Origin of the sequence: Pseudomonas bharatica CSV86, from assembly GCF_000319305.2 — a bacterium.
Taxonomy (GTDB): Bacteria; Pseudomonadota; Gammaproteobacteria; order Pseudomonadales; family Pseudomonadaceae; genus Aquipseudomonas; species Aquipseudomonas bharatica.
The window spans coordinates 2,086,541-2,109,743 of sequence record NZ_AMWJ02000002.1; the positions used below are offsets into that span (position 1 = coordinate 2,086,541).

General features: G+C 63.8%; 21 protein-coding genes and 1 pseudogene. 8 read left to right on the forward strand and 14 right to left on the reverse strand.

Translation table 11 applies throughout. The annotated features are described in order from the left end of the window. The first annotated feature begins 61 nt into the window (after nt 1-61). The gene (yccS, locus tag CSV86_RS23345) at nt 62-2,242 is read left to right on the forward strand and encodes a YccS family putative transporter (RefSeq protein WP_009399355.1); all 2,181 of its coding nucleotides are present in this window, start codon (nt 62-64) and stop codon (nt 2,240-2,242) included. Here the strand turns inward: yccS and CSV86_RS23350 are convergent. Next, the gene (locus tag CSV86_RS23350; RefSeq protein WP_037060238.1) at nt 2,223-2,969 is read right to left on the reverse strand and encodes a substrate-binding periplasmic protein; all 747 of its coding nucleotides are present in this window, start codon (nt 2,967-2,969) and stop codon (nt 2,223-2,225) included. The genes yccS and CSV86_RS23350 overlap by 20 nt on opposite strands. Nucleotides 2,970-3,175: 206 nt before the next feature. Between CSV86_RS23350 and CSV86_RS23355 the strand changes: the two genes are divergently transcribed. Further along, nucleotides 3,176-3,628: a GNAT family N-acetyltransferase gene (locus CSV86_RS23355; protein WP_009399351.1), complete on the forward strand. Its 453-nt coding sequence runs from the start codon at nt 3,176-3,178 to the stop codon at nt 3,626-3,628. Nucleotides 3,629-3,765: 137 nt separating this feature from the next. On the opposite strand, the pseudogene CSV86_RS23360 reads toward CSV86_RS23355, so the two are convergent. The 9 genes and pseudogenes from CSV86_RS23360 to tkt form a co-directional block, all read right to left on the reverse strand. Further along, nucleotides 3,766-4,061: pseudogene (locus CSV86_RS23360) on the reverse strand (winged helix-turn-helix domain-containing protein). Nucleotides 4,062-4,078: 17 nt separating this feature from the next. Further along, nucleotides 4,079-4,579 (reverse strand): M48 metallopeptidase family protein, encoded by a 501-nt coding sequence (locus tag CSV86_RS23365; RefSeq protein ID WP_009399347.1) that lies wholly within the window; start codon nt 4,577-4,579, stop codon nt 4,079-4,081. Nucleotides 4,580-4,620: 41 nt separating this feature from the next. Beyond that, on the reverse strand, nt 4,621-6,741 hold the full coding sequence (locus CSV86_RS23370) for a putative bifunctional diguanylate cyclase/phosphodiesterase (protein ID WP_037060230.1): 2,121 nt from the start codon (nt 6,739-6,741) through the stop codon (nt 4,621-4,623). 206 nt (nt 6,742-6,947) lie between these two features. Further along, on the reverse strand, nt 6,948-8,012 hold the full coding sequence (gene fba / locus CSV86_RS23375) for a class II fructose-bisphosphate aldolase (RefSeq protein WP_009399343.1): 1,065 nt from the start codon (nt 8,010-8,012) through the stop codon (nt 6,948-6,950). Between the two features lie 104 nt (nt 8,013-8,116). Further along, complete coding sequence (locus CSV86_RS23380; protein ID WP_009399342.1) at nt 8,117-8,434, reverse strand: MliC family protein; 318 nt, start codon at nt 8,432-8,434, stop codon at nt 8,117-8,119. 50 nt (nt 8,435-8,484) lie between these two features. Continuing rightward, the gene (locus tag CSV86_RS23385) at nt 8,485-8,703 is read right to left on the reverse strand and encodes a hypothetical protein (RefSeq protein WP_009399340.1); all 219 of its coding nucleotides are present in this window, start codon (nt 8,701-8,703) and stop codon (nt 8,485-8,487) included. A 32-nt stretch (nt 8,704-8,735) separates the two neighbouring features. Further along, a complete protein-coding gene (locus tag CSV86_RS23390; protein ID WP_009399338.1) occupies nt 8,736-9,899 on the reverse strand; it encodes a phosphoglycerate kinase in 1,164 nt (387 codons plus the stop codon). Nucleotides 9,900-9,911: 12 nt separating this feature from the next. After that, a complete protein-coding gene (epd, locus tag CSV86_RS23395; RefSeq protein WP_009399337.1) occupies nt 9,912-10,982 on the reverse strand; it encodes an erythrose-4-phosphate dehydrogenase in 1,071 nt (356 codons plus the stop codon). Between the two features lie 148 nt (nt 10,983-11,130). Beyond that, nucleotides 11,131-13,128, reverse strand: a complete 1,998-nt coding sequence (gene tkt / locus CSV86_RS23400; protein WP_009399336.1) for a transketolase — start codon at nt 13,126-13,128, stop codon at nt 11,131-11,133. A 259-nt stretch (nt 13,129-13,387) separates the two neighbouring features. On the opposite strand from tkt, the gene CSV86_RS23405 reads away from it, so the two are divergent. From CSV86_RS23405 to CSV86_RS23420, 4 genes are all read left to right on the forward strand, one after another. Further along, nucleotides 13,388-14,383, forward strand: coding sequence for an ArsR/SmtB family transcription factor (locus CSV86_RS23405; protein WP_009399335.1), 996 nt, complete (start codon nt 13,388-13,390; stop codon nt 14,381-14,383). 18 nt (nt 14,384-14,401) lie between these two features. Continuing rightward, entirely contained in the window at nt 14,402-15,592 is a 1,191-nt protein-coding gene (gene metK / locus CSV86_RS23410) for a methionine adenosyltransferase (RefSeq protein ID WP_009399333.1), read from the forward strand. 150 nt (nt 15,593-15,742) lie between these two features. Further along, on the forward strand, nt 15,743-17,416 hold the full coding sequence (gene ligB / locus CSV86_RS23415) for an NAD-dependent DNA ligase LigB (RefSeq protein WP_009399326.1): 1,674 nt from the start codon (nt 15,743-15,745) through the stop codon (nt 17,414-17,416). 56 nt (nt 17,417-17,472) lie between these two features. Continuing rightward, a complete protein-coding gene (locus CSV86_RS23420) occupies nt 17,473-17,868 on the forward strand; it encodes a DUF1090 domain-containing protein (protein ID WP_009399324.1) in 396 nt (131 codons plus the stop codon). A 126-nt stretch (nt 17,869-17,994) separates the two neighbouring features. Here CSV86_RS23420 and CSV86_RS23425 read toward each other — a convergent pair whose 3' ends face one another. Further along, nucleotides 17,995-18,444: a c-type cytochrome gene (locus tag CSV86_RS23425; RefSeq protein ID WP_037060289.1), complete on the reverse strand. Its 450-nt coding sequence runs from the start codon at nt 18,442-18,444 to the stop codon at nt 17,995-17,997. A gap of 125 nt (nt 18,445-18,569) precedes the next feature. On the opposite strand from CSV86_RS23425, the gene mltA reads away from it, so the two are divergent. Next, nucleotides 18,570-19,727: a murein transglycosylase A gene (mltA, locus tag CSV86_RS23430; protein WP_009399320.1), complete on the forward strand. Its 1,158-nt coding sequence runs from the start codon at nt 18,570-18,572 to the stop codon at nt 19,725-19,727. 106 nt (nt 19,728-19,833) lie between these two features. Here mltA and CSV86_RS23435 read toward each other — a convergent pair whose 3' ends face one another. Both CSV86_RS23435 and CSV86_RS23440 read right to left on the reverse strand, forming a co-directional pair. Further along, a complete protein-coding gene (locus tag CSV86_RS23435) occupies nt 19,834-20,217 on the reverse strand; it encodes an MAPEG family protein (RefSeq protein ID WP_009399318.1) in 384 nt (127 codons plus the stop codon). A gap of 35 nt (nt 20,218-20,252) precedes the next feature. Beyond that, nucleotides 20,253-21,086, reverse strand: a complete 834-nt coding sequence (locus tag CSV86_RS23440) for an EamA family transporter (RefSeq protein WP_009399316.1) — start codon at nt 21,084-21,086, stop codon at nt 20,253-20,255. 194 nt (nt 21,087-21,280) lie between these two features. On the opposite strand from CSV86_RS23440, the gene CSV86_RS23445 reads away from it, so the two are divergent. Then, nucleotides 21,281-22,522: a cation:proton antiporter gene (locus tag CSV86_RS23445; protein ID WP_009399314.1), complete on the forward strand. Its 1,242-nt coding sequence runs from the start codon at nt 21,281-21,283 to the stop codon at nt 22,520-22,522. A 111-nt stretch (nt 22,523-22,633) separates the two neighbouring features. On the opposite strand, the gene CSV86_RS23450 is transcribed toward CSV86_RS23445, so the two are convergent. Next, nucleotides 22,634-23,035 (reverse strand): acyl-CoA thioesterase, encoded by a 402-nt coding sequence (locus CSV86_RS23450; protein ID WP_009399312.1) that lies wholly within the window; start codon nt 23,033-23,035, stop codon nt 22,634-22,636. Nucleotides 23,036-23,203 lie beyond the last annotated feature (168 nt).

A 23,203-nucleotide genomic window follows, 5' to 3' on the forward strand; every position in this document is an offset into this window, starting at 1 on the left:
CAACTTTGCGTCGCGCTGACCGCTCAATCCAGAACCCCGCCCGGCAGGCCCGTCGTCGATCATGTCTTCCTCTTCGTTGCGTCAATCGTTGCGTCGTTTGTGGGCGCTGGACAAGTTCAGCTACAGCATCCGGGTATTGATCGCCCTGACCGGCAGCATGGCGCTGTGCTGGTACCAGGACCAGATGAACCTGCTGATCCCGCTGTTCCTCGGCATCATCGCCAGCGCCCTGGCGGAAACCGACGATAGCTGGCAGGGCCGCCTCAATGCCCTGGCGGTGACCCTGGTGTGCTTTACCATCGCCGCGCTGTCGGTGGAACTGCTGTTCCCCTACCCGTGGATCTTCGTGATCTCCATGGCCCTGGCAGCCTTCAGCCTGACCATGCTCGGCGCCCTGGGCGAACGCTACGGGGCGATTGCCCAGGCCACGCTGATCCTCTCGGTCTACACCATGATCGGCGTCGACCAGCGCGGTGGCGAAGTCGCCGACTTCTGGCACGAACCGCTGCTGCTGGTGGCCGGCGCAGCCTGGTACGGGCTGCTCTCGGTGCTGTGGCAGGCCCTGTTCTCCAACCAGCCGGTACAGCAGAGCCTGGCCCGGCTGTTCCGTGAACTGGGCACCTACCTGAAACTCAAGGCCACCCTGTTCGAGCCGATCCGCGGCCTGGACGTCGAGGCCCGCCGCCTGGAACTGGCGCAGCAAAATGGCAAGGTGGTGGCGGCGCTGAACAGCGCCAAGGAAATCATCCTGCACCGGGTCGGCAATGGCCGGCCCAGCTCGAAGGTCAGCCGCTACCTGAAGCTGTACTTCCTCGCCCAGGACATCCACGAGCGGGCCAGTTCGTCGCACTACCCGTACAACGCCCTGACCGAAGCCTTTTTCCACAGCGACGTGCTGTTCCGCTGCCAGCGCCTGCTGCGCCAGCAGGGCAGCGCCTGCCAGCAGTTATCGACCTCGATCCAGTTGCGCCAGCCCTTCGTGTTCAACAGCAACTTCGCCGAAGCCCTGGAAGACCTGCATGCCTCGCTGGAACACCTGCGCATCCAGAGCAACCCGGCCTGGCGCGGCCTGCTCCGCTCGCTGCGGGCATTGGCGGCCAACCTGGCGACCCTGGACCGCCTGCTCAGCGATGCCAGCAATCCGGACAACCTGGCCGACAACACCGACTCCAGCCTGCTCGACCGCTCGCCACGCAACCTCAAGGACGTCTGGACCCGCCTGCGCCTGCAACTGACGCCCACCTCGCTGATCTTCCGCCATGCCCTGCGCCTGCCCCTGGCGCTGTCGATCGGCTACGGCATGGTGCACCTGATCCACCCGACGCAGGGCTACTGGATCATCCTCACCACCCTGTTCGTTTGCCAGCCCAACTACGGGGCGACACGGCGCAAACTGGTGCAGAGGATCATCGGTACGGCCATCGGCCTGACGGTAGGCTGGGCGCTGTTCGATCTGTTCCCCAGCGCGGTGATCCAGTCGTTGTTCGCGGTGGCGGCTGGGGTGGTGTTCTTCGTCAACCGGACCACCCGCTATACCCTCGCGACAGCGGCGATCACCCTGATGGTGCTGTTCTGCTTCAACCAGATCGGCGACGGCTACGGCCTGTTCCTGCCGCGCCTGTTCGATACCCTGGTGGGCAGCCTGATCGCGATCCTCGCGGTATTCCTGTTCCTCCCGGACTGGCAGGGCCGGCGCCTGAACAAGGTGCTGGCCAATACCCTGACCTGCAACAGCCTGTACCTGCGCCAGATCATGCAGCAATACGCCCGGGGCAAGCAGGACGACCTCGCCTACCGCCTGGCCCGGCGCAACGCGCACAACGCCGATGCGGCGCTATCGACCACGCTGTCGAACATGCTCATGGAGCCCGGCCACTTCAGGAAGGAGGCCGATACCGGTTTCCGCTTCCTGGTGCTCTCCCATACCCTGCTCAGCTACCTCTCCGCCCTTGGCGCACACCGCGAAAGCACCCTGCCCGCCGAGGCCCACGCGCAGTTGATCGATGGCGCAGCGGCGAAGCTGGCGGCGAGCCTCGACGAGATCGCCACGGGCCTGGCTGGCAAGCAACCCGTGGCGATCCATAGCGATGCCGAGGAAGCCCTGGCCACCGAGCTGGAACAAATGCCCGAGGAAATGGACGAAAACCTGCGTACGGTCCAGACCCAACTGGCGCTCATCGCCCGTCACCTCGGCCCCCTGCGCACCCTGGCCGCTCACCTGATCAAGGGGACTCCGGCCTGAAGGCAAAGTGCTCGAGGATCTTCGCGTAGCTGCCATCGGCCTTCATCGCGGCGATGGCCTTGTCGAAAGCGGCAACGATCTGCTCGTGCCGCGGATGCTTGAGGCTGACCAGGATATGCAGGCTGTTCTCGCTGATCGGCTTGCCGAAGAATTCCACCAGGTCCTTGGCGTTGCTGCGCTCCTGCTGCAGGAACCAGCTGGCGACATATTCGTCCTCAACCGCCAGCGACACCCGTCCTGCCGCCAGCATGCCGATGGCCACGGGGAAACTGCGCACCGGCACCTTCTGCAAACGCAGGTCGTTATCGAAATCGCTGGAATAGGCGTAGTCGCGGACCACGGCGATGGAATGCGGGTAGAGATCGGACAGATGCTCGTAGTGAATTGCGTCGGTCTTGCGCTTGAGCAGGCGGATGCGGTTGGCCAGGTAGCCCTCGGAAAACTGGCCGATGCGCGTTCGCGAGTCGTTGTACCAGGCGTTGATAAGCACGTCGTAGCGCCCGTCGCCAATCCCCACCAGGGCCCGTGCCCAGGGCACCTGCTCGAAATCGCTGGCATAGCCGGCGCGTTCCAGCGCCGCCTTGACCAGCGCCGTGGCCAGCCCGCCCTGCTCCATGCTGGCATCGGTGAAGGGTGGCCAGGCGTCGGCGACGAGGCGGAGTTTTTCGGCGTGAACCGGGGTAACTGACAACATTCCAAGCAAACACAAGACTCGGAGCAAGGGCATGCTCAAATCCTATAGCGGAGGGCTCCGCGTTGTGGTTTGACCGCTGGGAAGTGCAATGTCGCTAACTTACACAAACATCCATCCGGGTGGGAGAAGCAAATAATAGCCATGTGCCTCTATTCCTGCCGGTCTTGCGCACACTTTTACCTTCGACCGGATAGCGCAACGGGCTATCCTCGGACGCGTACCCACTGAGAGATGCCTACATGTCCATCGACTGGCTTTGCAAACATCACACCGACCTTGGCAAGGAACAGCTCTACGCCGTGCTTCGGTTGCGCAACGAAGTGTTCGTGCTGGAACAGAAATGCCCATACCAGGACCTGGACGGGCAGGATCTGTCCGGAGACACCTGCCATTTGATGGCATGGCAGGATGATCAGCTGGTAGCGTATTTGCGCCTGCTCGACCCGACCTCCCAGGGTGGCGACGTGGTGATCGGCCGTGTGGTGATCGCCGAAGCCGGGCGTGGCCAGGGGCTGGGGCATGAGCTGATGGTGCGGGCGCTTAAGGAAGCCCAGGAAAACTGGCCGGATGTGCCGGTCTACCTCTCGGCCCAGGCACATTTGCAGGGGTATTACCGCAAGCATGGGTTCGAGGTGGTGGGAGAGGCCTATCTGGAAGACGGGATTCCGCACATCGGTATGCGCAGAACCTAGAGGGCTTTCACAAAACCCTGTGGGAGCTGGCTTGCCAGCGATGAGGCCGGCACTGGCAAGGATGTTGTCAGATCTGACCAAATCGCTGGCAAGCCAGCTCTCACAGGGGTTATCCACAGGGCAGGGAAAGGGTGGAATCAGGGATAACCCAACACCTCCCGAATCACCCGCAGGTTCTGGACGATCCAGCCCTTGTCGATCGCCCCCAATCGCGGATCCGGTAATTCCCGGCATGATTGCGCGCCCCCACTTCCTGCTCGAATTCGCAGACGATATCCAGGTCTGCCAGCGCCGCAATGGTGTCCTGTGCGGTGCGCCGGGGCATGCCGGTGGCGGCCATCAGCGCGGGGACGCTGGCGGCGGTCTGGCTGTCGATCAGCCAGGCGACGTACAGCCGACGGTAGAAACTGCTCTTGGTCTTGCTCACTTCCATGCAAAGGCTTCCTTGACTCACTGATTGCCCGGCAGGTCGCGCCAGGTCAGGTAGACACGCAGGTCGAACTCCAGTTGATGGTAGCCGGGCTGCATGTATTCACAGAGCTGGTAGAAGGCCTTGTTGTGCTCGGCCTCCTTGAGGTGCGCCAGTTCGTGCACCACGATCATCCGCAGGAACTCCGGCGCCGCGTCGCGAAACAGCGAGGCGATGCGGATTTCCTTCTTTGCCTTGAGCTTGCCACCCTGCACCCGCGACACCGCGGTGTGCAGGCCAAGGGCGCGGTGGGTCAGGTCGAGGCGGTTGTCGAACAGCACCTTGTCCAGGTTCGGCGCATTGCGCAGGTGCTCCTGCTTGAGTGCCTGGGCATAGCCGTACAGCGCCTTGTCGCTCTGCACCTCATGCCGGCCGGGGTAGCGCTTTTGCAGGTAATCGCCCAGCTGATCGCGGGCGATCAACTGGCGCACCTGGTCTTGCAGGGCGGGCGGGTAGGCTTGCAGGTACTTGAGGACGGTCATGGCTGCGGCGAACGACGGAACGAAGGCGGCAGTGTACCCAACTACAACGACTGCCAGTCAAAAAACACCGGGAAGCGCCCCGCTTCCTCGGCGGTGACCGGGCGGGCCACAAGGAACCCCTGCACATACTGGCAGCCGTGCTCACGCAGCCAGTGCGCCTGCTCCAGGGTTTCCACGCCTTCGGCGATCACGCCGATGTTGTATTGCCGGCAAAGCTCGATGACGCAGCGCACCAGCGCCATGTTGGCTTCGGATTCGGGCAACAGCGCCACCAGGTGGCGATCGAGCTTGAGCGTGTCGATGGGCAGGTCGCGCAACAGGCGCAGCGAGCAGTTGCCGGCACCGAAGTCATCCAGCGCGACACGCACGCCCAGCTCACGCAATCGATGCAACTGGCGCAGGGCCAGGTCGATATCGTCGGTCAGCGAGGTTTCGGCGATTTCCACTTCAAGCTGACGGGGCGCCAGGCCCACGGCGGCGATAACCTGAGCCAGCTCCTCGACCAGGTTGGGCATGCCGAACTGCACCTTGCTGAGGCTGATGCCCAGGGTCAGTTCGTCGGGGAAATGCCCGCACCACAAGCGCCGCTGTTCGGCGCCCTGGCAGTAGATCCAGCTGGACAGGCGGTTGATCAGGCGCGCTTCTTCCAGCAGCGGCAGGAACAACCCCGGCGGTACGTCGCCGACACTCGGGTGGCGCCAGCGCAGCAGCGCCTCGAAGCCACGCAGGCGACCATCGGCAAAGGCCACCTGGGGCTGGAACACCAAGGTGAAATCCTGGTTGTCGACAGCCGCGCGCACGCTGTCTTCGAGCATCAGCCGCGAGCGCGCGCGGCCGTTGAGGTCATCGTCGTAATAGCGGTATTGCTGGCGGCCGGCCTGCTTCGCCGCGTACATCGCCGTGTCGGCGGCACGCAACAGGTTGTCCAGGTTGGCGCCGCAATCGGGGTAGACGGCAATGCCGATGCTGACCCCGAGGATCACCTCCAGCCCGTCGATGTGCTGGCGGATGGACATGCGCTCGATGCACTTCTCGGCGAAGCGTGCCGCCTGCTCCGGGTAGTCGAGGTCGTCGAGCAGCGCGGTGAACTCGTCGCCTCCCATGCGCGCCACTATGCCGTGACCGCCCAGGCAGTCCTTCAGTTGCTCGGCGACCCAGTGCAGCACCTGGTCGCCGGTTTCATGGCCAAGGGAATCGTTGACCCGTTTGAAGCCGTCGAGGTCCAGATACATCAGCGCATGATGCTTTTCCGAATGTTCGCTGCGCACCAGCGCGCTTTCCGCCGCCTGGTAGAAGCCGCGGCGGTTAAGCAGACCGGTCAGCGGATCGGTGACCGCCTGCTGTTCGAGCTGCTGGTGCAGGCTGCGTACCACCGACATGTCCAGGACGGTGACCACCATGGCCCGCTGCTCCCCCGGCAACGCCGCGCACGACAGCGCCACCGACAGGGCCTGGCCATTGCTGGTGCGCAGTACCGCGTCGTGCAATCGATAGATGTCGCGCTCCAGATAGGCCAGGTAGAAGGCCGAGTCCCGCCATTGGTTCGCCGTCGGCGAAAGCACGAAATCCAGCAGGCACGCTCCCTCCAGTTGGTCAACGGAAGCCATCAGCAGGCGGGAAATGGCCGGGTTGGCAAAGCGGATGGTGCCGTTCTCGGCCACCACGAGAATGCCTTCGGCAGCGTTTTCCAGGACCGAGGCATTGAAGGCACGGGCCACTTCCAGATCGCGGGTCAGGCGCTGCAAGGCGCGGCGGTTGCGCTGCTGTTCGAGCAGGGCCTGCACCTTGGGCTTGAGAATCTGCGGATCGAAGGGCTTGAACAGATAATCCACGGCACCGCTGGCGTAGCCCTTGAGCACCGCAGCCTGGCTCTGTTCGTTGGCCGTGAGGAAGATGATCGGCGTCAGGCGGGTACGCTGGCTACCGCGCATCAGGCGCGCGACCTCGAAGCCGTCCATGCCCGGCATCTGCACATCGAGCAAGACCAGATCGACTTCATGTTCGAGCAAGGTACTCAGCGCCTCGATGCCCGAGCACGCCGTCAATACTTGCCAATCCTGACGGGCCAGCAAGGCACGCATGCTGGTCAGGTTTTCCGGGTAGTCATCAACCACCAACAGTGTTGACGCTTCCTCTTGTGCAGGGGTTTGAGCGCATTCCATGCTGCTTCTCTATGTGGCAACGAGCGTCAGTCTTTCAATTGAAATTCTGCCGCTTTCCACTCTAGACCCGAGTGTTACAAATCTAAAGCTGGCACAAAGCCAATAGATCGTTCGCCGACTAACGGTCTTTTCGAGCAACTCCCGTAGGAGCGTTGAATAAAAAAAGGGACTGCACAGGCAGTCCCTTTTCATCACGCAAGCCGAACTCAGTTGACCTTGGCGGCCAGCTCGCCCTTGGCGTAGCGCAGGTACATTTCGTCCAGCGAGACCGGTTTGATCTTCGAGGCGTTACCGGCGGTGCCGAAGGCCTCATAACGCGCGATGCAGATGTCACGCATGGCTTCGACGGTCTTGGCGAAGTATTTACGCGGGTCGAACTCGGACTTGTTCTGCTCCAGGAAGCGACGGATCGCACCCGTGGAGGCCAGGCGCAGGTCGGTGTCGATGTTGACCTTGCGCACGCCGTGCTTGATGCCTTCGACGATTTCCTCGACCGGTACGCCGTAGGTTTCCTTGATGTCGCCACCGAACTCGTTGATGATCGCCAGCCAGTCCTGTGGCACCGAGGACGAACCGTGCATGACCAGGTGGGTGTTCGGGATGCGCTGGTGAATCGCCTTGATACGGTCGATCGCCAGGATGTCGCCGGTCGGCGGCTTGGTGAACTTGTAGGCACCGTGGCTGGTGCCGATGGCGATGGCCAGGGCGTCGACCTGGGTTTTCTTGACGAAGTCGGCAGCTTCTTCAGGGTCGGTCAGCATCTGGCTGTGATCCAGGATGCCTTCGGCGCCGACGCCGTCTTCTTCACCGGCCTGGCCGGTTTCCAGGCTGCCCAGGCAACCCAGCTCACCTTCCACGGAAACGCCGCAGGCGTGGGCAAAAGCCACGGTCTGCTGGGTTACGCGGACGTTGTATTCGTAGTCGGACGGGGTCTTGCCGTCTTCACGCAGCGAGCCGTCCATCATCACCGAGCTGAAGCCCAGCTGGATCGAACGCTGGCACACGTCAGGGCTGGTGCCGTGATCCTGGTGCATGCACACCGGGATGTGCGGGAATTCTTCGATGGCGGCCAGGATCAGGTGGCGCAGGAACGGCGCGCCGGCGTATTTGCGGGCACCGGCCGAAGCCTGGACGATCACCGGGGAGTCGGTCTTGTCGGCCGCTTCCATGATGGCGCGCATCTGCTCGAGGTTGTTGACGTTGAAAGCCGGAACGCCGTAACCGAATTCGGCGGCGTGGTCCAGCATCTGGCGCATGCTAATGAGTGCCATTGTGTATCTCTCTCCCGACAAGCGTCGTTATTTCGTGCAAGCCTGCCGCAGCGGCGGTTGCTGTTCAAGTAGTGTGGGCCGGCACGCAAGGCCGACCCGGCCAGTCACGGTGCCTTGCAGCCCCGCCCTATCAAATCGTCGGTCGCGACCCAGTACACCAGGCCCTCGTCGCCCTTGGTGTGGAAGGCCAGCACGCCGTCGCTGTACAGCGCCCCGGAAGCCGCCGGCTCGGGCTTGAGCCGGTAGACCTGGTCGCCGCCGCCAAGACGTACGTCCATATCGTCGCCCACTGCACGCCAAAGCACCTGGGCCTTGCTGTCGCAGATCCAGGTGGTCCAGTTGTCGGCCACCGGGGGAGCGGACCTGAAGCTTGCGCATCCCGCGAGTAACGCCAAGGCCATCACGGCCGGAACGCCTTTCATTCCATTCCTCCAGCAGACCACAAAGCAAGCGACAGGTTGACCTCAGCCGATCAAGGGCAGCCCTTGGCCTGGCGCTGATGTTCTTCGTCGTATTTTTCCAGGCCGTCCGGACCGACGCGCTTGCTGATCACCGGTACGGTTTCGGCCTGCCATTCGGACTGGTAGCAGCCGCCCTTGACGGCGGCAGGCTTATCGGAAGCGGACTCGGGCGCGCTGGAGCAGGCGCCCAGCGCGGCGGTCATGACCATCAGGGACAGTCGCTTGATCATCGGTTCGCTCCCTTTGCCAGTGCCCCGGCGACTCAGGCCTTGGCCCGCTGTTCCAGCACGTCCACGGCCGGCAGGACCTTGCCCTCGACGAATTCGAGGAACGCGCCGCCACCGGTAGAAATGTAGGAGATATCAGCGGCCACGCCATATTTGTCGATGGCTGCCAGGGTGTCGCCACCGCCGGCGATGGAGAACGCGGCGCTGTCGGCGATGGCCTTGGCCAGGGTCCGGGTACCGTTGCCGAACTGGTCGAATTCGAACACACCGACCGGGCCGTTCCACAGGATGGTCTTCGACGACTTCAACAGCTCGGCGAACTGCGCGGCAGTCTGCGGGCCGATGTCGAGGATCATGTCATCGTCGGCCACGTCGGCAACCGCTTTGACGGTGGCTTCGGCGTCTTCGGCGAAGGCCTTGGCGACTACCACGTCAACCGGCAGCGGCACGTTGACCTTGGCGGCGATGGCCTTGGCGGTCTCGACCAGGTCGGCTTCGTACAGCGACTTGCCGACCTTGTGGCCAGCAGCGGCGAGGAAGGTGTTGGCGATGCCGCCACCGACGATCAGCAGGTCGCAGACCTGGCTCAGGCTGTTCAGCACGTCCAGCTTGGTGGAAACCTTGGAACCGGCAACGATGGCGGCCATCGGCTTGGCCGGGGCCTTCAGGGCCTTGCCCAGGGCGTCCAGCTCGGCAGCCAGCAGCGGGCCGGCAGCAGCGACCTTGGCGAATTTCGCCACGCCATGGGTCGAACCCTCGGCGCGGTGCGCGGTGCCGAAGGCGTCCATGACGAACACGTCGCACAGTGCGGCGTATTTCTGCGCCAGTTCGTCGGCGTTCTTCTTCTCGCCCTTGTTGAAGCGCACGTTCTCGAACAGCACGACGTCGCCAGACTTGACCTCGACGCCGTCCAGGTAGTCGGCAACCAGCGGCACTTCACGGCCCAGCGCCTTGCTCAGGTAGTCGGCGACCGGCTTCAGGCTGTTCTCGGCGGAGAATTCACCCTCGGTCGGACGGCCCAGGTGCGAGCAGATCATCACCGCCGCGCCCTTCTCCAGGGCCAGCCTGATGGTCGGCAGCGAAGCGAGGATGCGCGCGTCGCTGGCAACCACACCGTCCTTAACAGGGACGTTGAGGTCTTCGCGGATCAGTACGCGCTTACCTTGCAGGTCGAGGTCGGTCATCTTCAAAACGGTCATGAATGCAGTCCTTCAGGGCTGTTTGCTGGTGGTGCGTTGGCGGTTGTCCACGACGCGCAGAAAATGATCGGCAACGTCGAGCATACGGTTGGCGAACCCCCATTCGTTGTCGAACCAGGCCAGCAGGTTCACCAGACGGGGGCCGGAAACACGGGTCTGACTGGCATCGACGATGGCCGAATGCGGGTCATGGTTGAAATCACAACTGGCGTGGGGCAGCTCGGTGTAGGCCAGGAGCCCCCGCAGCGGCCCGTCCAGGGCGGCTTCGCGAAGCGCCTGGTTGACCTCGGCAGCCGTGGTATCGCGCCTGGTCTGCAGGGTGATGTCCAGGCATGACACGTTCACCGTCGGTACACGCACGGCTTTGGCCTGAATTCGCCCGACAAGTTCCGGAAGCAGGCGCTCGATGCCGCGGGCAAGGCCGGTGGACACCGGAATCACCGACTGGAAGGCCGAACGGGTGCGGCGCAGGTCCTCGTGGTGATAGGCATCGATCACCGGTTGGTCGTTCATCGCCGAGTGGATGGTGGTGATCGACACGTAGTCGATGCCGAACGCCTGGTCCAGTACCCGCAGCAGCGGCACGCCGCAGTTGGTGGTGCAGGACGCGTTGGAAACCAGGGTCTCGCTGCCATCCAGGCAATCCTGGTTGATGCCGTAGACCACCGTAGCGTCGACATCGGCTTCGCTGGCCATGGGTTGCGAGAACAGTACCCGCGGCGCGCCGGCGTCGAGGAAGCGCTGGCCATCGGCACGGGTGTTGTAGGCCCCGGAACATTCCAGCACCAGGTCGACGTCGAGCGCCGCCCAGTCGATGCCCTCGGGAGTGGCACTGCGCAGGACCTTCACGCAGTCGCCATTGATGTGCAGGCAGTCGCCATCGACCCTCACCTCGCCGGGGAAGCGGCCATGGGTGGAGTCGAAGCGCGTCAGGTATTCGAGGCTGGCCTGGTCGGCCAGATCGTTCAGCGCGACGATCTCGAAGCCCGCCTTCGCCCCGCGCTCGACGAGTGCGCGCAAGACGCAACGGCCGATACGGCCATAACCATTGAGTGCAACTCTGTAGGGACGCGGTTGGGGCATTGGGGGCTCACGGAACGGATTATCGGCGCAAGCCGCAGGACTGGCGTCGCCTCAATCGCGGGCAAGCCCGCTCCCACAGGGTTTTGCGGCCACCGTGGGAGCGGGCTTGCCCGCGATTGCGGGCGACAGCGCCCGCGGATGTATTACATCAGTCTTCCAGCAGCTCTTCGGCAGTGCCCAGGATGTTTTCCAGGGTGAAGCCGAACTCCTCGAACAGTGCGCCGGCCGGAGCCGATTCACCGTAGGTGGTCATGCCGATGATGCGACCTTCCAGGCCGACGTACTTGTACCAGAAGTCGGCATGGGCGGCCTCGATGGCGATACGCGCACCCACCTGCACCGGCAGAACCGATTGCTTGTAGGCGGCGTCCTGGGCATCGAACACGCTGGTGCTCGGCATCGACACGACGCGGACCTTGCGGCCCTGCTCGCTCAGCTTGTCGAACGCCTGGACGGCCAGGCCCACTTCGGAACCGGTGGCGATCAGGATCAGCTCGGGCTCGCCGGCGCAGTCCTTGAGGACGTAGCCACCACGGGCGATATCGGCGATCTGCTGGGCGTCGCGGTCCTGGTGCTGCAGGTTCTGACGCGAGAAGACCAGCGCCGAAGGACCGTCCTTGCGCTCCAGGGCATGCTTCCAGGACACCGCCGATTCGACGGCGTCGGCCGGACGCCAGGTGTCGAGGTTCGGCGTGCCGCGCAGGCTGCTCAGTTGCTCGACCGGCTGGTGGGTCGGGCCGTCCTCGCCAAGGCCGATGGAGTCGTGGGTGTAGACATGAATGACGCGCTGCTTCATCAGGGCCGACATGCGTACCGCATTACGGGCGTATTCCATGAACATCAGGAAGGTCGCGCCGTACGGAACCAGGCCGCCGTGCAGGGCGACGCCGTTCATGATCGCGGTCATGCCGAACTCGCGCACGCCGTAGAACATGTAGTTGCCGTTGGCGTCCTCGGCGCTGACGCCCTTGCAGCCTTTCCACAGGGTCAGGTTGGAACCGGCCAGGTCGGCGGAGCCGCCCAGCAGTTCAGGCAGCAGCGGGCCGAAGGCGTTCAGGGTGTTCTGGCTGGCCTTGCGGCTGGCGATGGTCTCGCCCTTGGCCGCGACTTCGGCGATGTAGGCAGCGGCTTTCTCGGCGAAGTCGGCAGGCAGGTCGCCGTTCAGGCGGCGCTTGAGCTCGCTGGCCAGCTCAGGGAAGGCCGCGGCGTAGGCGTCGAAACGCTGGTTCCATTCGGCTTCGGCCTTGGCACCGGCTTCGCGGGCGTTCCACTCGGCATAGATGTCGGCCGGGATTTCGAACGGACCGTGGTTCCAGTTCAGCTCCTTGCGGGCCAGGGCGATTTCGTCGTTGCCCAGCGGTGCGCCGTGGCAGTCTTCCTTGCCCTGCTTGTTCGGCGAGCCGAAGCCGATGATGGTCTTGCAGCAGATCAGGGTCGGCTGCTCGCTCTTGCGGGCGGTCTCGATGGCGGTCTTGATCTCGTCGGCATCATGGCCGTTGACGTTGCGGATCACCTGCCAGTTGTAGGCTTCGAAACGCTTCGGCGTGTCGTCGGTGAACCAGCCTTCGACTTCGCCGTCGATGGAGATGCCGTTGTCGTCGTAGAAGGCGATCAGCTTGCCCAGGCCCAGGGTGCCGGCCAGGGAAGCGACTTCATGGGAAATGCCTTCCATCATGCAGCCATCGCCGAGGAACACATAGGTGTTGTGGTCGACGACCTTGTGGCCTTCACGGTTGAACTGGGCACCCAGGACCTTTTCCGCGATGGCGAAGCCGACGGCGTTGGCCAGGCCTTGGCCCAGCGGGCCGGTGGTGGTCTCGACGCCCGGGGTGTAACCGAACTCCGGGTGTCCCGGGGTGCGGCTGTGCAACTGGCGGAAGCCTTTGAGGTCATCGATCGACAGGTCGTAGCCGGTCAGGTGCAACAGCGAATAGATCAGCATCGAGCCGTGGCCGTTGGACAGGACGAAACGGTCGCGGTCGGCGAAGGACGGGTTGGCCGGGTTGTGCTTCAGAAAATCACGCCACAGCACCTCGGCGATATCCGCCATGCCCATGGGGGCACCGGGGTGGCCGCTGTTGGCTTTTTGCACGGCATCCATGCTCAGTGCACGAATGGCGTTGGCACGCTCACGACGGCTCGGCATCGCTTGTCTCCTGGAACTTGAAAAGGAACTGACGGAAAAAAGGCGGCTATTTTCGCCCAGGCATACCTCCCGGGGCAATCACGGATGGTCGAACTGGAACGATTTTCCTGCGATCGACGGCCGATTCCCTGGTTTGACCGACGAAACAGCCGAAAACAGCAGCCCGGTCGGGGCTTTTCCCTCCGCTCATCGCGCAATATCAAAACTTTTTGATATTGAACTTGCGACGCCCGCTGGCCCTGACTAGACTGCCGCCCCTATGAATAGCCCCGTAACCGTTCCCGATCAGCAGCAAAGCGAACGCCTGGCCGCCCTGTGCAAGGCCGGCGGCGATTCCCTGCGCCTGAACGTGTTGCGCGCCCTGGCCAACGATTCCTTCGGCGTGCTGGAGCTGGCGCAGATCTTCGCCATCGGCCAGTCCGGCATGAGCCACCATTTGAAGGTACTGGCCCAGGCCGAACTGGTGGCGACCCGCCGAGAAGGCAACGCGATCTTCTACCGCCGCGCCCTGCCCGACAGCCTCGGCCTCGGCGGCAAGCTGCACGCCGCGCTGCTCGAGGAAGTCGACGGCCTGCCGCTGTCCGGCGAGATGCAGGCGCGGATCCACCAGGTCCAACAACGCCGCGCGGCCACCCGCCAGGACTTCTTCCTGCGCGTCGAAGAGAAATTCCGCGCCCAGCAGGACCTGATCGCCGGCCTGGCCCAGTACCGTGAAAGCCTCCTGGCCCTGCTCGACAAACTGAGCTTCGAGCCTGGTGCCACGGCCCTGGAAGTCGGCCCGGGCGACGGCGAGTTCCTGCCCGAGCTGGCCCGGCGCTTCGCCCGGGTCACCGCGCTGGACAACAGCCCGACCATGCTCGAACTGGCGCGCCAGGTGTGCCAGCGCGAGCGCCTGGCTAATGTAAACCTGCAATTGGCCGATGCCCTTGGCAATACCGAAGGCCAGGCCGATTGCGTCGTGCTGAACATGGTCCTGCACCACTTCAGCGATCCGGCCGCTGCCCTCGGGCAACTGGCCGAACGCGTCAAACCAGGCGGCAGCCTGTTGCTTACCGAGTTGTGCAGCCACGACCAGGGGTGGGCCCGCGAAGCCTGCGGCGACCTCTGGCTGGGCTTTGAACAGGACGACCTGCTTCGTTGGGCGTGCGCTGCGGGACTGGTTCCCGGAGACAGCCTCTATGTAGGCCTACGTAATGGTTTCCAGCTCCAGGTCCGCCATTTCCAGCGACCGGCTGGCAACACTCACCATCAGTAAATTCAGGAACCCGTCGAGATGAGCGAATACTCCCTTTTCACCTCCGAGTCCGTATCTGAAGGGCATCCGGACAAAATCGCCGACCAGATTTCGGACGCGGTGCTGGACGCCATCATCGCGCAAGACAAATACGCCCGCGTAGCCTGCGAAACCCTGGTGAAGACCGGTGTCGCAATCATCGCCGGCGAAGTCACCACCTCGGCATGGGTCGATCTGGAAGACATCGTCCGCAACGTCATCACCGACATCGGCTACAACAGCTCCGACGTCGGCTTCGACGGCGCCACCTGCGCAGTCATGAACATCATCGGCAAGCAGTCCGTGGACATCGCCCAAGGCGTCGACCGCAGCAAGCCGGAAGACCAGGGCGCCGGCGACCAGGGCCTGATGTTCGGCTACGCCAGCAACGAAACCGACGTACTGATGCCGGCGCCGATCTGCTTCTCCCACCGTCTGGTCGAGCGCCAGGCCGAAGCACGCAAGTCCGGCCTGCTGCCGTGGCTGCGTCCGGATGCCAAGTCCCAGGTCACCTGCCGCTACGAAGGCGGCAAGGTCGTGGGTATCGACGCGGTGGTGCTGTCCACCCAGCACAATCCTGAAGTCTCGCAGAAAGACCTGCAGGAAGCGGTGATGGAACTGATCGTCAAGCACACCCTGCCAGCAGAACTGCTGCACAAGGGCACCCAGTTCCACATCAACCCGACCGGCCAGTTCATCATCGGCGGCCCGGTGGGCGACTGCGGCCTGACCGGGCGCAAGATCATCGTCGACAGCTATGGCGGCATGGCCCGTCACGGTGGCGGCGCGTTCTCCGGCAAGGACCCGTCCAAGGTTGACCGTTCGGCGGCCTACGCCGGTCGCTATGTGGCCAAGAACATCGTCGCCGCCGGCCTGGCCGAGCGTTGCGAAATCCAGGTCTCCTACGCCATCGGCGTGGCCCAGCCGACCTCGATCTCGCTGAACACCTTCGGCACCGGCAAGATCTCCGACGAGAAGATCGTCCAGCTGGTGCGCGAGTGCTTCGACCTGCGTCCTTACGCCATCACCACCATGCTCGACCTGCTCCACCCGATGTACCAGGAAACCGCGGCCTACGGTCACTTCGGCCGCACTCCGCAGCAGAAGACCGTCGGCGACGACACCTTCACCACCTTCACCTGGGAGCGTACCGACCGCGTTGACGCGCTGCGCGCCGCCGCCGGCCTGTAATACCCGGCAATCGCTTCAGGAAAGCCCGGCCAATGCTCTGGCCGGGGCTTTTTGCTTTCTGCGAAACACGGGCTGACAAAACCGGGCGGGCCATCTCGCACCGAGCTTTCTAGGCTGGCGTGACCTTTCCGAAGAGCAAGGACGCTCCGCATGTCAAGAATCACTGCCCTGCTGATGCTGTGCTTCAGCCCTTTCGTGTTTGCCGGCCACTGCCCCGACTGGTCGGAGTCCATCGCCGCCTCGCGCATCGACCAGTTGCAGGCGCGCATCAGCGAATGGGATGCCGCCTACCATGGCGCTGGCGAATCGAAAGTCAGCGACGAAATCTACGATCAATACGCGGCGCGCTTGCAACGCCTGCGCGCATGTTTCCCGGGAAGCGGAGTGACGCCAGGCAACCCGCTGGCCTCCGCCACCGGGCCGCTGCGTCACCCGGTGCCGCACACCGGGCTCGACAAGCTTGCCGATGAACAGGCGGTCAGCGCCTGGCTGAAAGGCCGTGAAGAGCTATGGGTCCAGCCCAAGGTGGATGGTGTGGCGGTAACCCTGGTCTATCGTCGCGGCCGGCTGTTGCAGATCATCAGCCGCGGCGACGGCATCCACGGGCATGACTGGAGCCGGCATATCCCGGCGCTGCCCGCCGGCCTGCGCGAACTGGCCAGCCCACGCGACCTGACGCTGCAAGGCGAACTGTTCTGGCGCATGGACGGGCATATCCAGGCCCGGGCCGGCAGCCTCAACCTGCGCGGCCGGGTCGCCGGGCTGATGGCCCGGCAGCAGATCAGCAGCGAAGACGCTGCCGGGCTCGACCTGTTCATCTGGGCCTGGCCCAACGGCCCGCAGGATCCGCGCCAACGCTTCGCCCTGCTCGCCAGCTTCGGCCTGCCCAACAGCGAGCGCTTCAGCCAGCCGGTAAAAGACCTCGACGAAGCCGCACGCTGGCGCCAGCACTGGTATCGCTCGCCGCTGCCCTTCGCCAGCGACGGCGTGGTCCTGCAGCAGCGTCGACAACCACCAGGCGCTCGCTGGCAAGCGGGTTCCTCGCACTGGAGCGCAGCGTGGAAATATCCTTTCGCCCAGGCACTGGCCGAGGTTCGCGCGGTGGAGTTCCGCATAGGAAGAACCGGGCGTATCACCCCGGTGCTCCAGCTGGAACCGGTACGCCTGGACGATCGCCTGGTCCGCCAGGTCAGTACCGGTTCGCTGCAACGCTGGAAAGAGCTGGATATCCAGGCGGGAGACCAGATTGTCCTGAGCCTGGCCGGGCTGACGATTCCGCAGGTCGATCGCGTCGCACAACGCGGCCCGCGCCTCGCCCCGGCGCAACCGCCGAAGGACGGCGAGTATCATGCCCTGAGCTGCTGGCAGCCGACGACGGGGTGTGAAGAGCAGTTCCTCGAACGCCTGCAATGGCTGGCCGGCAAACGTGGTCTGAACCTGGCAGGCGTCGGTCCCGGGACCTGGCGCAAACTGATGGAAGCCGGGCGATTGAGCGGCCTGGCGGACTGGATCATGCTGCAGCCAGAAGACCTGCGCCGTATAGACGGCATCGCCGGGCGCCGCAGCGAGCAACTGCATCGCACTTTCCGACAAGGTCGCGAGAAGTCCTTCCAGCAGTGGATACGCGCCTTGGGCGTACCCGCGCCCCGCGAGCTGGACCTGGGTGAGTCATGGGCGCAACTGACCGCGCGGGATGCAGTGCAATGGCAACGGGAAGCAGGCGTGGGGCCGACACGGGCCGCGCAACTGGTTGCGTTTTTCCAGCATCCGCAGGTCAGGCAGCTTGCTGCCAATCTGGGTGAAGAAGCGATCCAGGGTTTCTAAATCCCGTCGATCAGGGCAGCATCTCACTTTCTGCTTGCCCGACCACGGAGCTATTAATGAAACCGATTTCCCCACTGGCCCTCTTCACCCTGTGTGCCGTGCTGGCCGCGCCGGCCCTGGCGATCGAGGAACAGCCGGGCCTGACCGGCTGCGCCGCCAAACAGCAGAACATCAGCACCCAGATCGAACAGGCCCGCCTGCACGGCAACACCGAGCAGCAGGCGGGCCTGGAACGCGCCTTGAGCGAAGTGCAGGCCAACTGCACCGACGCCGGGCTGCGCAAGGAGCGCGAACAGAAAGTGCTGGATGCCCGCCATGAAGTCGCGCAGCGCAAGAAGGACCTGGACAAGGCCATGAAGAAAGGCGACGCGGAGAAGATCAACAAGCGCAAGGACAAGCTGGCCGAGGCGAACAAGGAGCTGCAGGCGGCGGTGGAAGAATTGGAGAAATAGGTTGGCCTTTAGGGCCCTATCGCTGGCAAGCCAGCTCCCACAGGTTCGGCGGTGCACGCGGTCCTGTGGGAGCTGGCTTGTCGGATCGCCGCACCGCAGCGATGAGGCACTCAGAAACACCAAATATCAATGATTCCTGAACTCGGTATGACAGGCTTTGCAAGCCGCCTCCACCTTGTCCATCGGACCTTGCACCGCAGCAGCCCGCAAAGGCTGGGCCCTGGTCGCTTCGACCAACTCCCCCGTCGCCGCTTCCAACTGCCGGGCCAGGACCTGGAAGCGCGCCTGTTTCTCCCAGACATCTGCCCGAGCGCTGGTATCATCCGCCTCCTTGACCTGTGGGAAATGTTTCCACGGTTCGTGGGATAACGCATCGAGCTTGACCGCCCCGTCCGCGAACTTCTGCCCGTCGAACGCCAGGCGCCCGCGCAGCATGCCCCCCATGTCCTCACTGGTCTTGAGCATCTGCTTGAAAATGGCCTTGCGCTGGCCCAGCGGCGAGTCCGGATCGACGCCGCCACAGGCGGTCAGGGTGAGACAGGCCAGCAGTACGACGGAACAACGTTTGAGCATCATGGTCATCGGCTCACGGGAAAAAGGCGGCCAGTATCCTCGCCTGACCGGTAAAGACCAATACCCCTAACAAAACCAAGGTTGTTCGCAAACGTCCATCAACGCGGCAACCGCCAAGGAAATACTGCATGACACTGCCCCTGCGCCGCCTAGGCTGGACCCTCTCCCTTTGCGCCCTGCTCGCCGGCTGCAACGGCGGCGCCCCGGAAAAGTCCAGGCCGCATCCAATCGCCACCTATACCCATGCCACCTGGAAAGACCTGCCGACCGTCAGCGACAGCGACCTGGTGGCCGGCTTCGAGGCCTGGCGCAGCGCCTGCGAGCGTCTCAAGCGCGATGCGGTCTGGGCCGAGACCTGCGGCGCCGCTGCGAGCGTACCGGCCGATGCCCGGCAGATCGGCGAATTCCTCGGCGCACGGCTTGAGGTGTATAGCCTGCGCAACGCCGAAAACAACGCAACCGGCCTGATCACCGGTTACTACGAACCGGTCTATCCAGGCAGCACCAGCCGGACCGAGCAGGCCCATGTACCGGTCTACGGCATCCCCGAGGACCTGGTGGTGGTGGATCTGGACAGCATCTACCCGGAACTCAAAGGCAAGCGCCTGCGCGGCCGCCTCGAAGGACGCGTGCTCAAGCCCTACGACACCGCCGAAGTGATCCAGCGCCAGGGCGCCAAGGCACCGGTGGTGGCCTGGTTGACCGACCCGATGGACCTGCAATTCCTGCAGATCCAGGGCTCGGGCCGGGTTCAACTGGAGGATGGCCGCCAACTGCGTCTTGGCTACGCCGACCAGAACGGACATCCGTATCGGCCAATCGGGCGCTGGCTGGTGGAACAAGGCCAATTGAAAAAGGAAGAAGTCACCATGGGCGCCATCCATGCCTGGGCCCAGGCCAATCCGGCGCGGGTTCCGGAACTGCTGGCGAGCAATCCGAGCTATGTATTCTTCGGCACCCGCCCGGACAGCAACGAAGGACCGCGTGGTTCGCTCAACGTGCCACTGACTGCGGGCTACAGCGTGGCGATCGATCGCAAGGTGATTCCCTTGGGCAGCCTGCTATGGCTGTCCACCACCCGTCCGGATGGCAGCCCGGTGGTGCGCCCCGTAGCGGCGCAGGATACCGGCGGAGCGATTACCGGGGAGGTCCGGGCGGACCTGTTCTGGGGTACGGGTGAAGCGGCGGGCACGCTGGCCGGGGATATGAAACAGGCGGGGCAGATTTGGTTGCTGTGGCCGAAGGGTGCGGCGTTGCCTGCTGTGCCTCAGACCGAAGCCAAGTAAGTGGTGGTGGTTGAGGGCCTCATCGCTGGCAAGCCAGCTCCCACAGGGTTCTATGGTGTACACAGACCTTGTGGGAGCTGGCTTGCCAGCGATGAGGCCCTCAAGATCACACAGAGGCTATGAAGAACCCTACAATCAGGCCAATCCCCACGAACCACACCAGCGAGCGCAGCGCCGCCCAGTCCGCCAGATAGCAAATGATGTAGAGCAACCGGCTGGTGATGAACAACACCGCCAGCACGTCCTGGGTCACCTGTTCGGCGTTGCCGACGATATCGGCGATCAGCACTGCGGCGATGAACGCCGGCAGCACCTCGAAACTGTTCATCTGCGCCGCGTTGGCGCGTGCGGGCAGCCCTTCCAGCCCGGAGAGGAAAGTCCGTGGATCATGGTTGTGGCGCAGATTGAAGCCACTGCTGAACTTGGCGATGCTGGTACAGACGTAAGGCAGCATCAGGGCGATCAGTACGCACCAGAAAGCGACGGTCATGGTTCAGGTCCTTGTCAGAATCGAAAAAAGTGCGCTCAGAGCTTCATCACCAGCATGCCGACCAGCACCAGCGCACAGGCTAAGAGCCTGGGCCCGCCAAAAGGTTCTTTGAGGTAGCGCATGCCCATCAGCACCACGAGGATCACGCTGATCTCGCGCAATGCCGCCGCCTCCGCCACCGAGCCCAGATGCATGGCCCACAGCACCAGAGCGTAGCTGAGCAATACGCAGACCCCGACCGCCAGCCCCAGCTTCCATTGCGTGCGCCAGAACTGCACGAACGGCGCGCGCCGGGCGACGCCGGCAATCAGCGGAAACGGCAGGGAGGAGGCCAGCGTCAACCACACCAGGTAATCCAGTGGCTGCGCCCAGCGCCGGATAGCCTGGCCGTCGAGCCAGGTGTAGCTGCCGATGCACAGGCCGATCAGCGCCACCACCGGCAACATGCTCCATGGCAGGCGCTCGCCGCCGCCTCCGCGCCAGAGCAGGCAGGCCATGCCACAGGGAATCAGGAGGATGCCGATGACCTGCCGGTTGCTGAGGTCCTCGCCGCCGAAGAGCAGGGTCAAACCCAGCACCACCAGGGGCGACAGCCCGCGCATCAAGGGGTAGACCAAACCGAGATCGCCCACCCGGTAGGCCTGGATCAGCAGAAAGCGATAGATCAGTTCGCACAACGCCGAGGCCAGCAACCACGGCCAGATGTCCAGCGGCGGTGGCTGGACGAAACCCACCATGAGCAGGGCAAACACCAGTGCCACGCTGTCCATGCTGGCGATCACCAGCAAGCGCTCGCCACTGAACTTGACCAGGGTATTCCAGGTTGCATGCAGCAGTGCCGCGACGAGCACCAGGGAAGTCGCTACCACGTCTCGATTCCTTCGCCTTTCACGGACCGGGTCCATTCATCGGACTGCGGAGTTTCAACCAGCCGCAACAAAACAGCCAGCACGTTGTCAATCGCGGCATTGAAAAAAACTGTGTCTTGAGGCGATCAAAAAGCCATCAAACCTGTGCCCGATGCAAACGGGCACCGATATCGGAAGCTGTTACAGGAATCAGGATGCTCGAATTAGTTGCCGCGTTTATCTGCCTCACCACCCTCCTTACCTATGTGAACTACCGCTTCATCGGCCTGCCGCCGGCCATCGGCGTGATGGTCACCGCCCTGCTGTTCTCCCTGATCCTCCAGGGCCTGAGCCTGATCGGCTTCCCCGGCCTGGAAGAGCGGGTCGAAGGCCTGATGAACCAGATCGATTTCAATGACCTGCTGATGCACTGGATGCTGTCGTTCCTGCTGTTCGCCGGCGCCCTGCACGTCAACCTCGCCGACCTGCGCAGCTATCGCTGGCCGATCGGCCTGCTGGCCACACTCGGCGTGCTGATCGCCACCGTGGTGATCGGCTACCTGGCCCATTGGGTATTCGCGATGTTCGGCTGGAACGTCAGCCTGATCTACTGCCTGCTGTTCGGCGCGCTGATTTCGCCGACCGACCCGATCGCGGTGCTCGGTGCACTGCGTACCGCCAATGCCTCGAAACCCTTGAAAACCACCATCGTCGGCGAGTCGCTGTTCAACGATGGCACGGCGGTGGTGGTGTTCACCGTATTGCTGGGCATCATCCAGCTCGGCGAAACCCCGAGCGTCTCCGACACCGCCGTCCTGTTCGCCCGCGAGGCGGTCGGTGGGGTGATCTTCGGCGCAGTCATCGGCTACGCCACCTACCGCATGATCAAAAGCATCGAGCAGTACCAGGTGGAAGTGATGCTGACCCTGGCCCTGGTCATCGGTGGCTCGGCGATGTGCTACGAACTGCACGTGTCGGCGCCGATCGCCATGGTCGTAGCCGGCCTGATCATCGGCAACCTGGGGCGCAACCTGGCGATGAACGACATGACCCGTCGCTACATGGACGGTTTCTGGGAGCTGATCGACGACATGCTCAACGCCCTGCTGTTCGCCCTGATCGGCCTGGAGCTGTTGCTGCTGCCGTTCAACTGGCTGCACCTGGCGGCGGGCGGCGTGCTGGCGGTAGCGGTGCTGGCTTCGCGGCTGCTGACCGTGGCGCCAGCCATCGTCCTGCTGCGGCGCTGGCGCAGCGTGCCGAAAGGCACAATCCGGGTGCTGACCTGGGGTGGCTTGCGCGGGGGCGTGTCGGTGGCCCTGGCGCTGTCGCTGCCGGTGGGCGAGGAACGGGACCTGTTGCTGTCGATCACCTATATCGTGGTGCTGTCGTCGATCCTGGTGCAGGGGTTGACGGTGGGCCGGGTCGTGAAGGGTGTCAGCGAGCAATCTGCATCCTGATAGACCGCTATCGCTGCGGTGCGGCGGTCCGACAAGCCAGCTCCCACGGGGTCCGAGTCGCTGCAGAACCCTGTGGGAGCTGGCTTGCCAGCGATAAGGCCCTCACATCAGTCACTCAACGGCGCTGTCCGGAAACTGGTCCTGGATGTACTTGATCTCGGTCCGCCCATGGGGCGCCGGCAAGCCGTCCTCGCCCAGGTTGACGAAAACCATCTTGTCCACGGTGAGGATCGCCTTGCGGGTGATCTTGTTGCGCACCTCGCACTTCAAGGTGATGGAAGTGCGCCCGAACTCGGTGGCGGTAATGCCCAGCTCGATGATGTCTCCCTGGCGCGAGGCGCTGACGAAGTTGATCTCGGAGATGTACTTGGTCACCACACGCTGGTTGCCCAGCTGGACGATCGCGTAGATCGCCGCCTCTTCGTCGATCCAGCGCAGCAGGCTGCCGCCGAACAGGGTGCCATTGGGGTTGAGGTCTTCGGGTTTTACCCACTTGCGGGTGTGGAAATTCATGCGTGCTCCTAAAACGGCCTGGCATGTCAAGAATGGGCCTTGGCGGCCCCTCCCCTACATCCTAGACCCATTTGCCTGCCGCTTGGCCATGACCTTTGTAGGCCAATTGTCCGTCACCGGTCGCACGCGCCGCTTTTGTCCTTGGGCCGACACGAAACCCCGGCTATA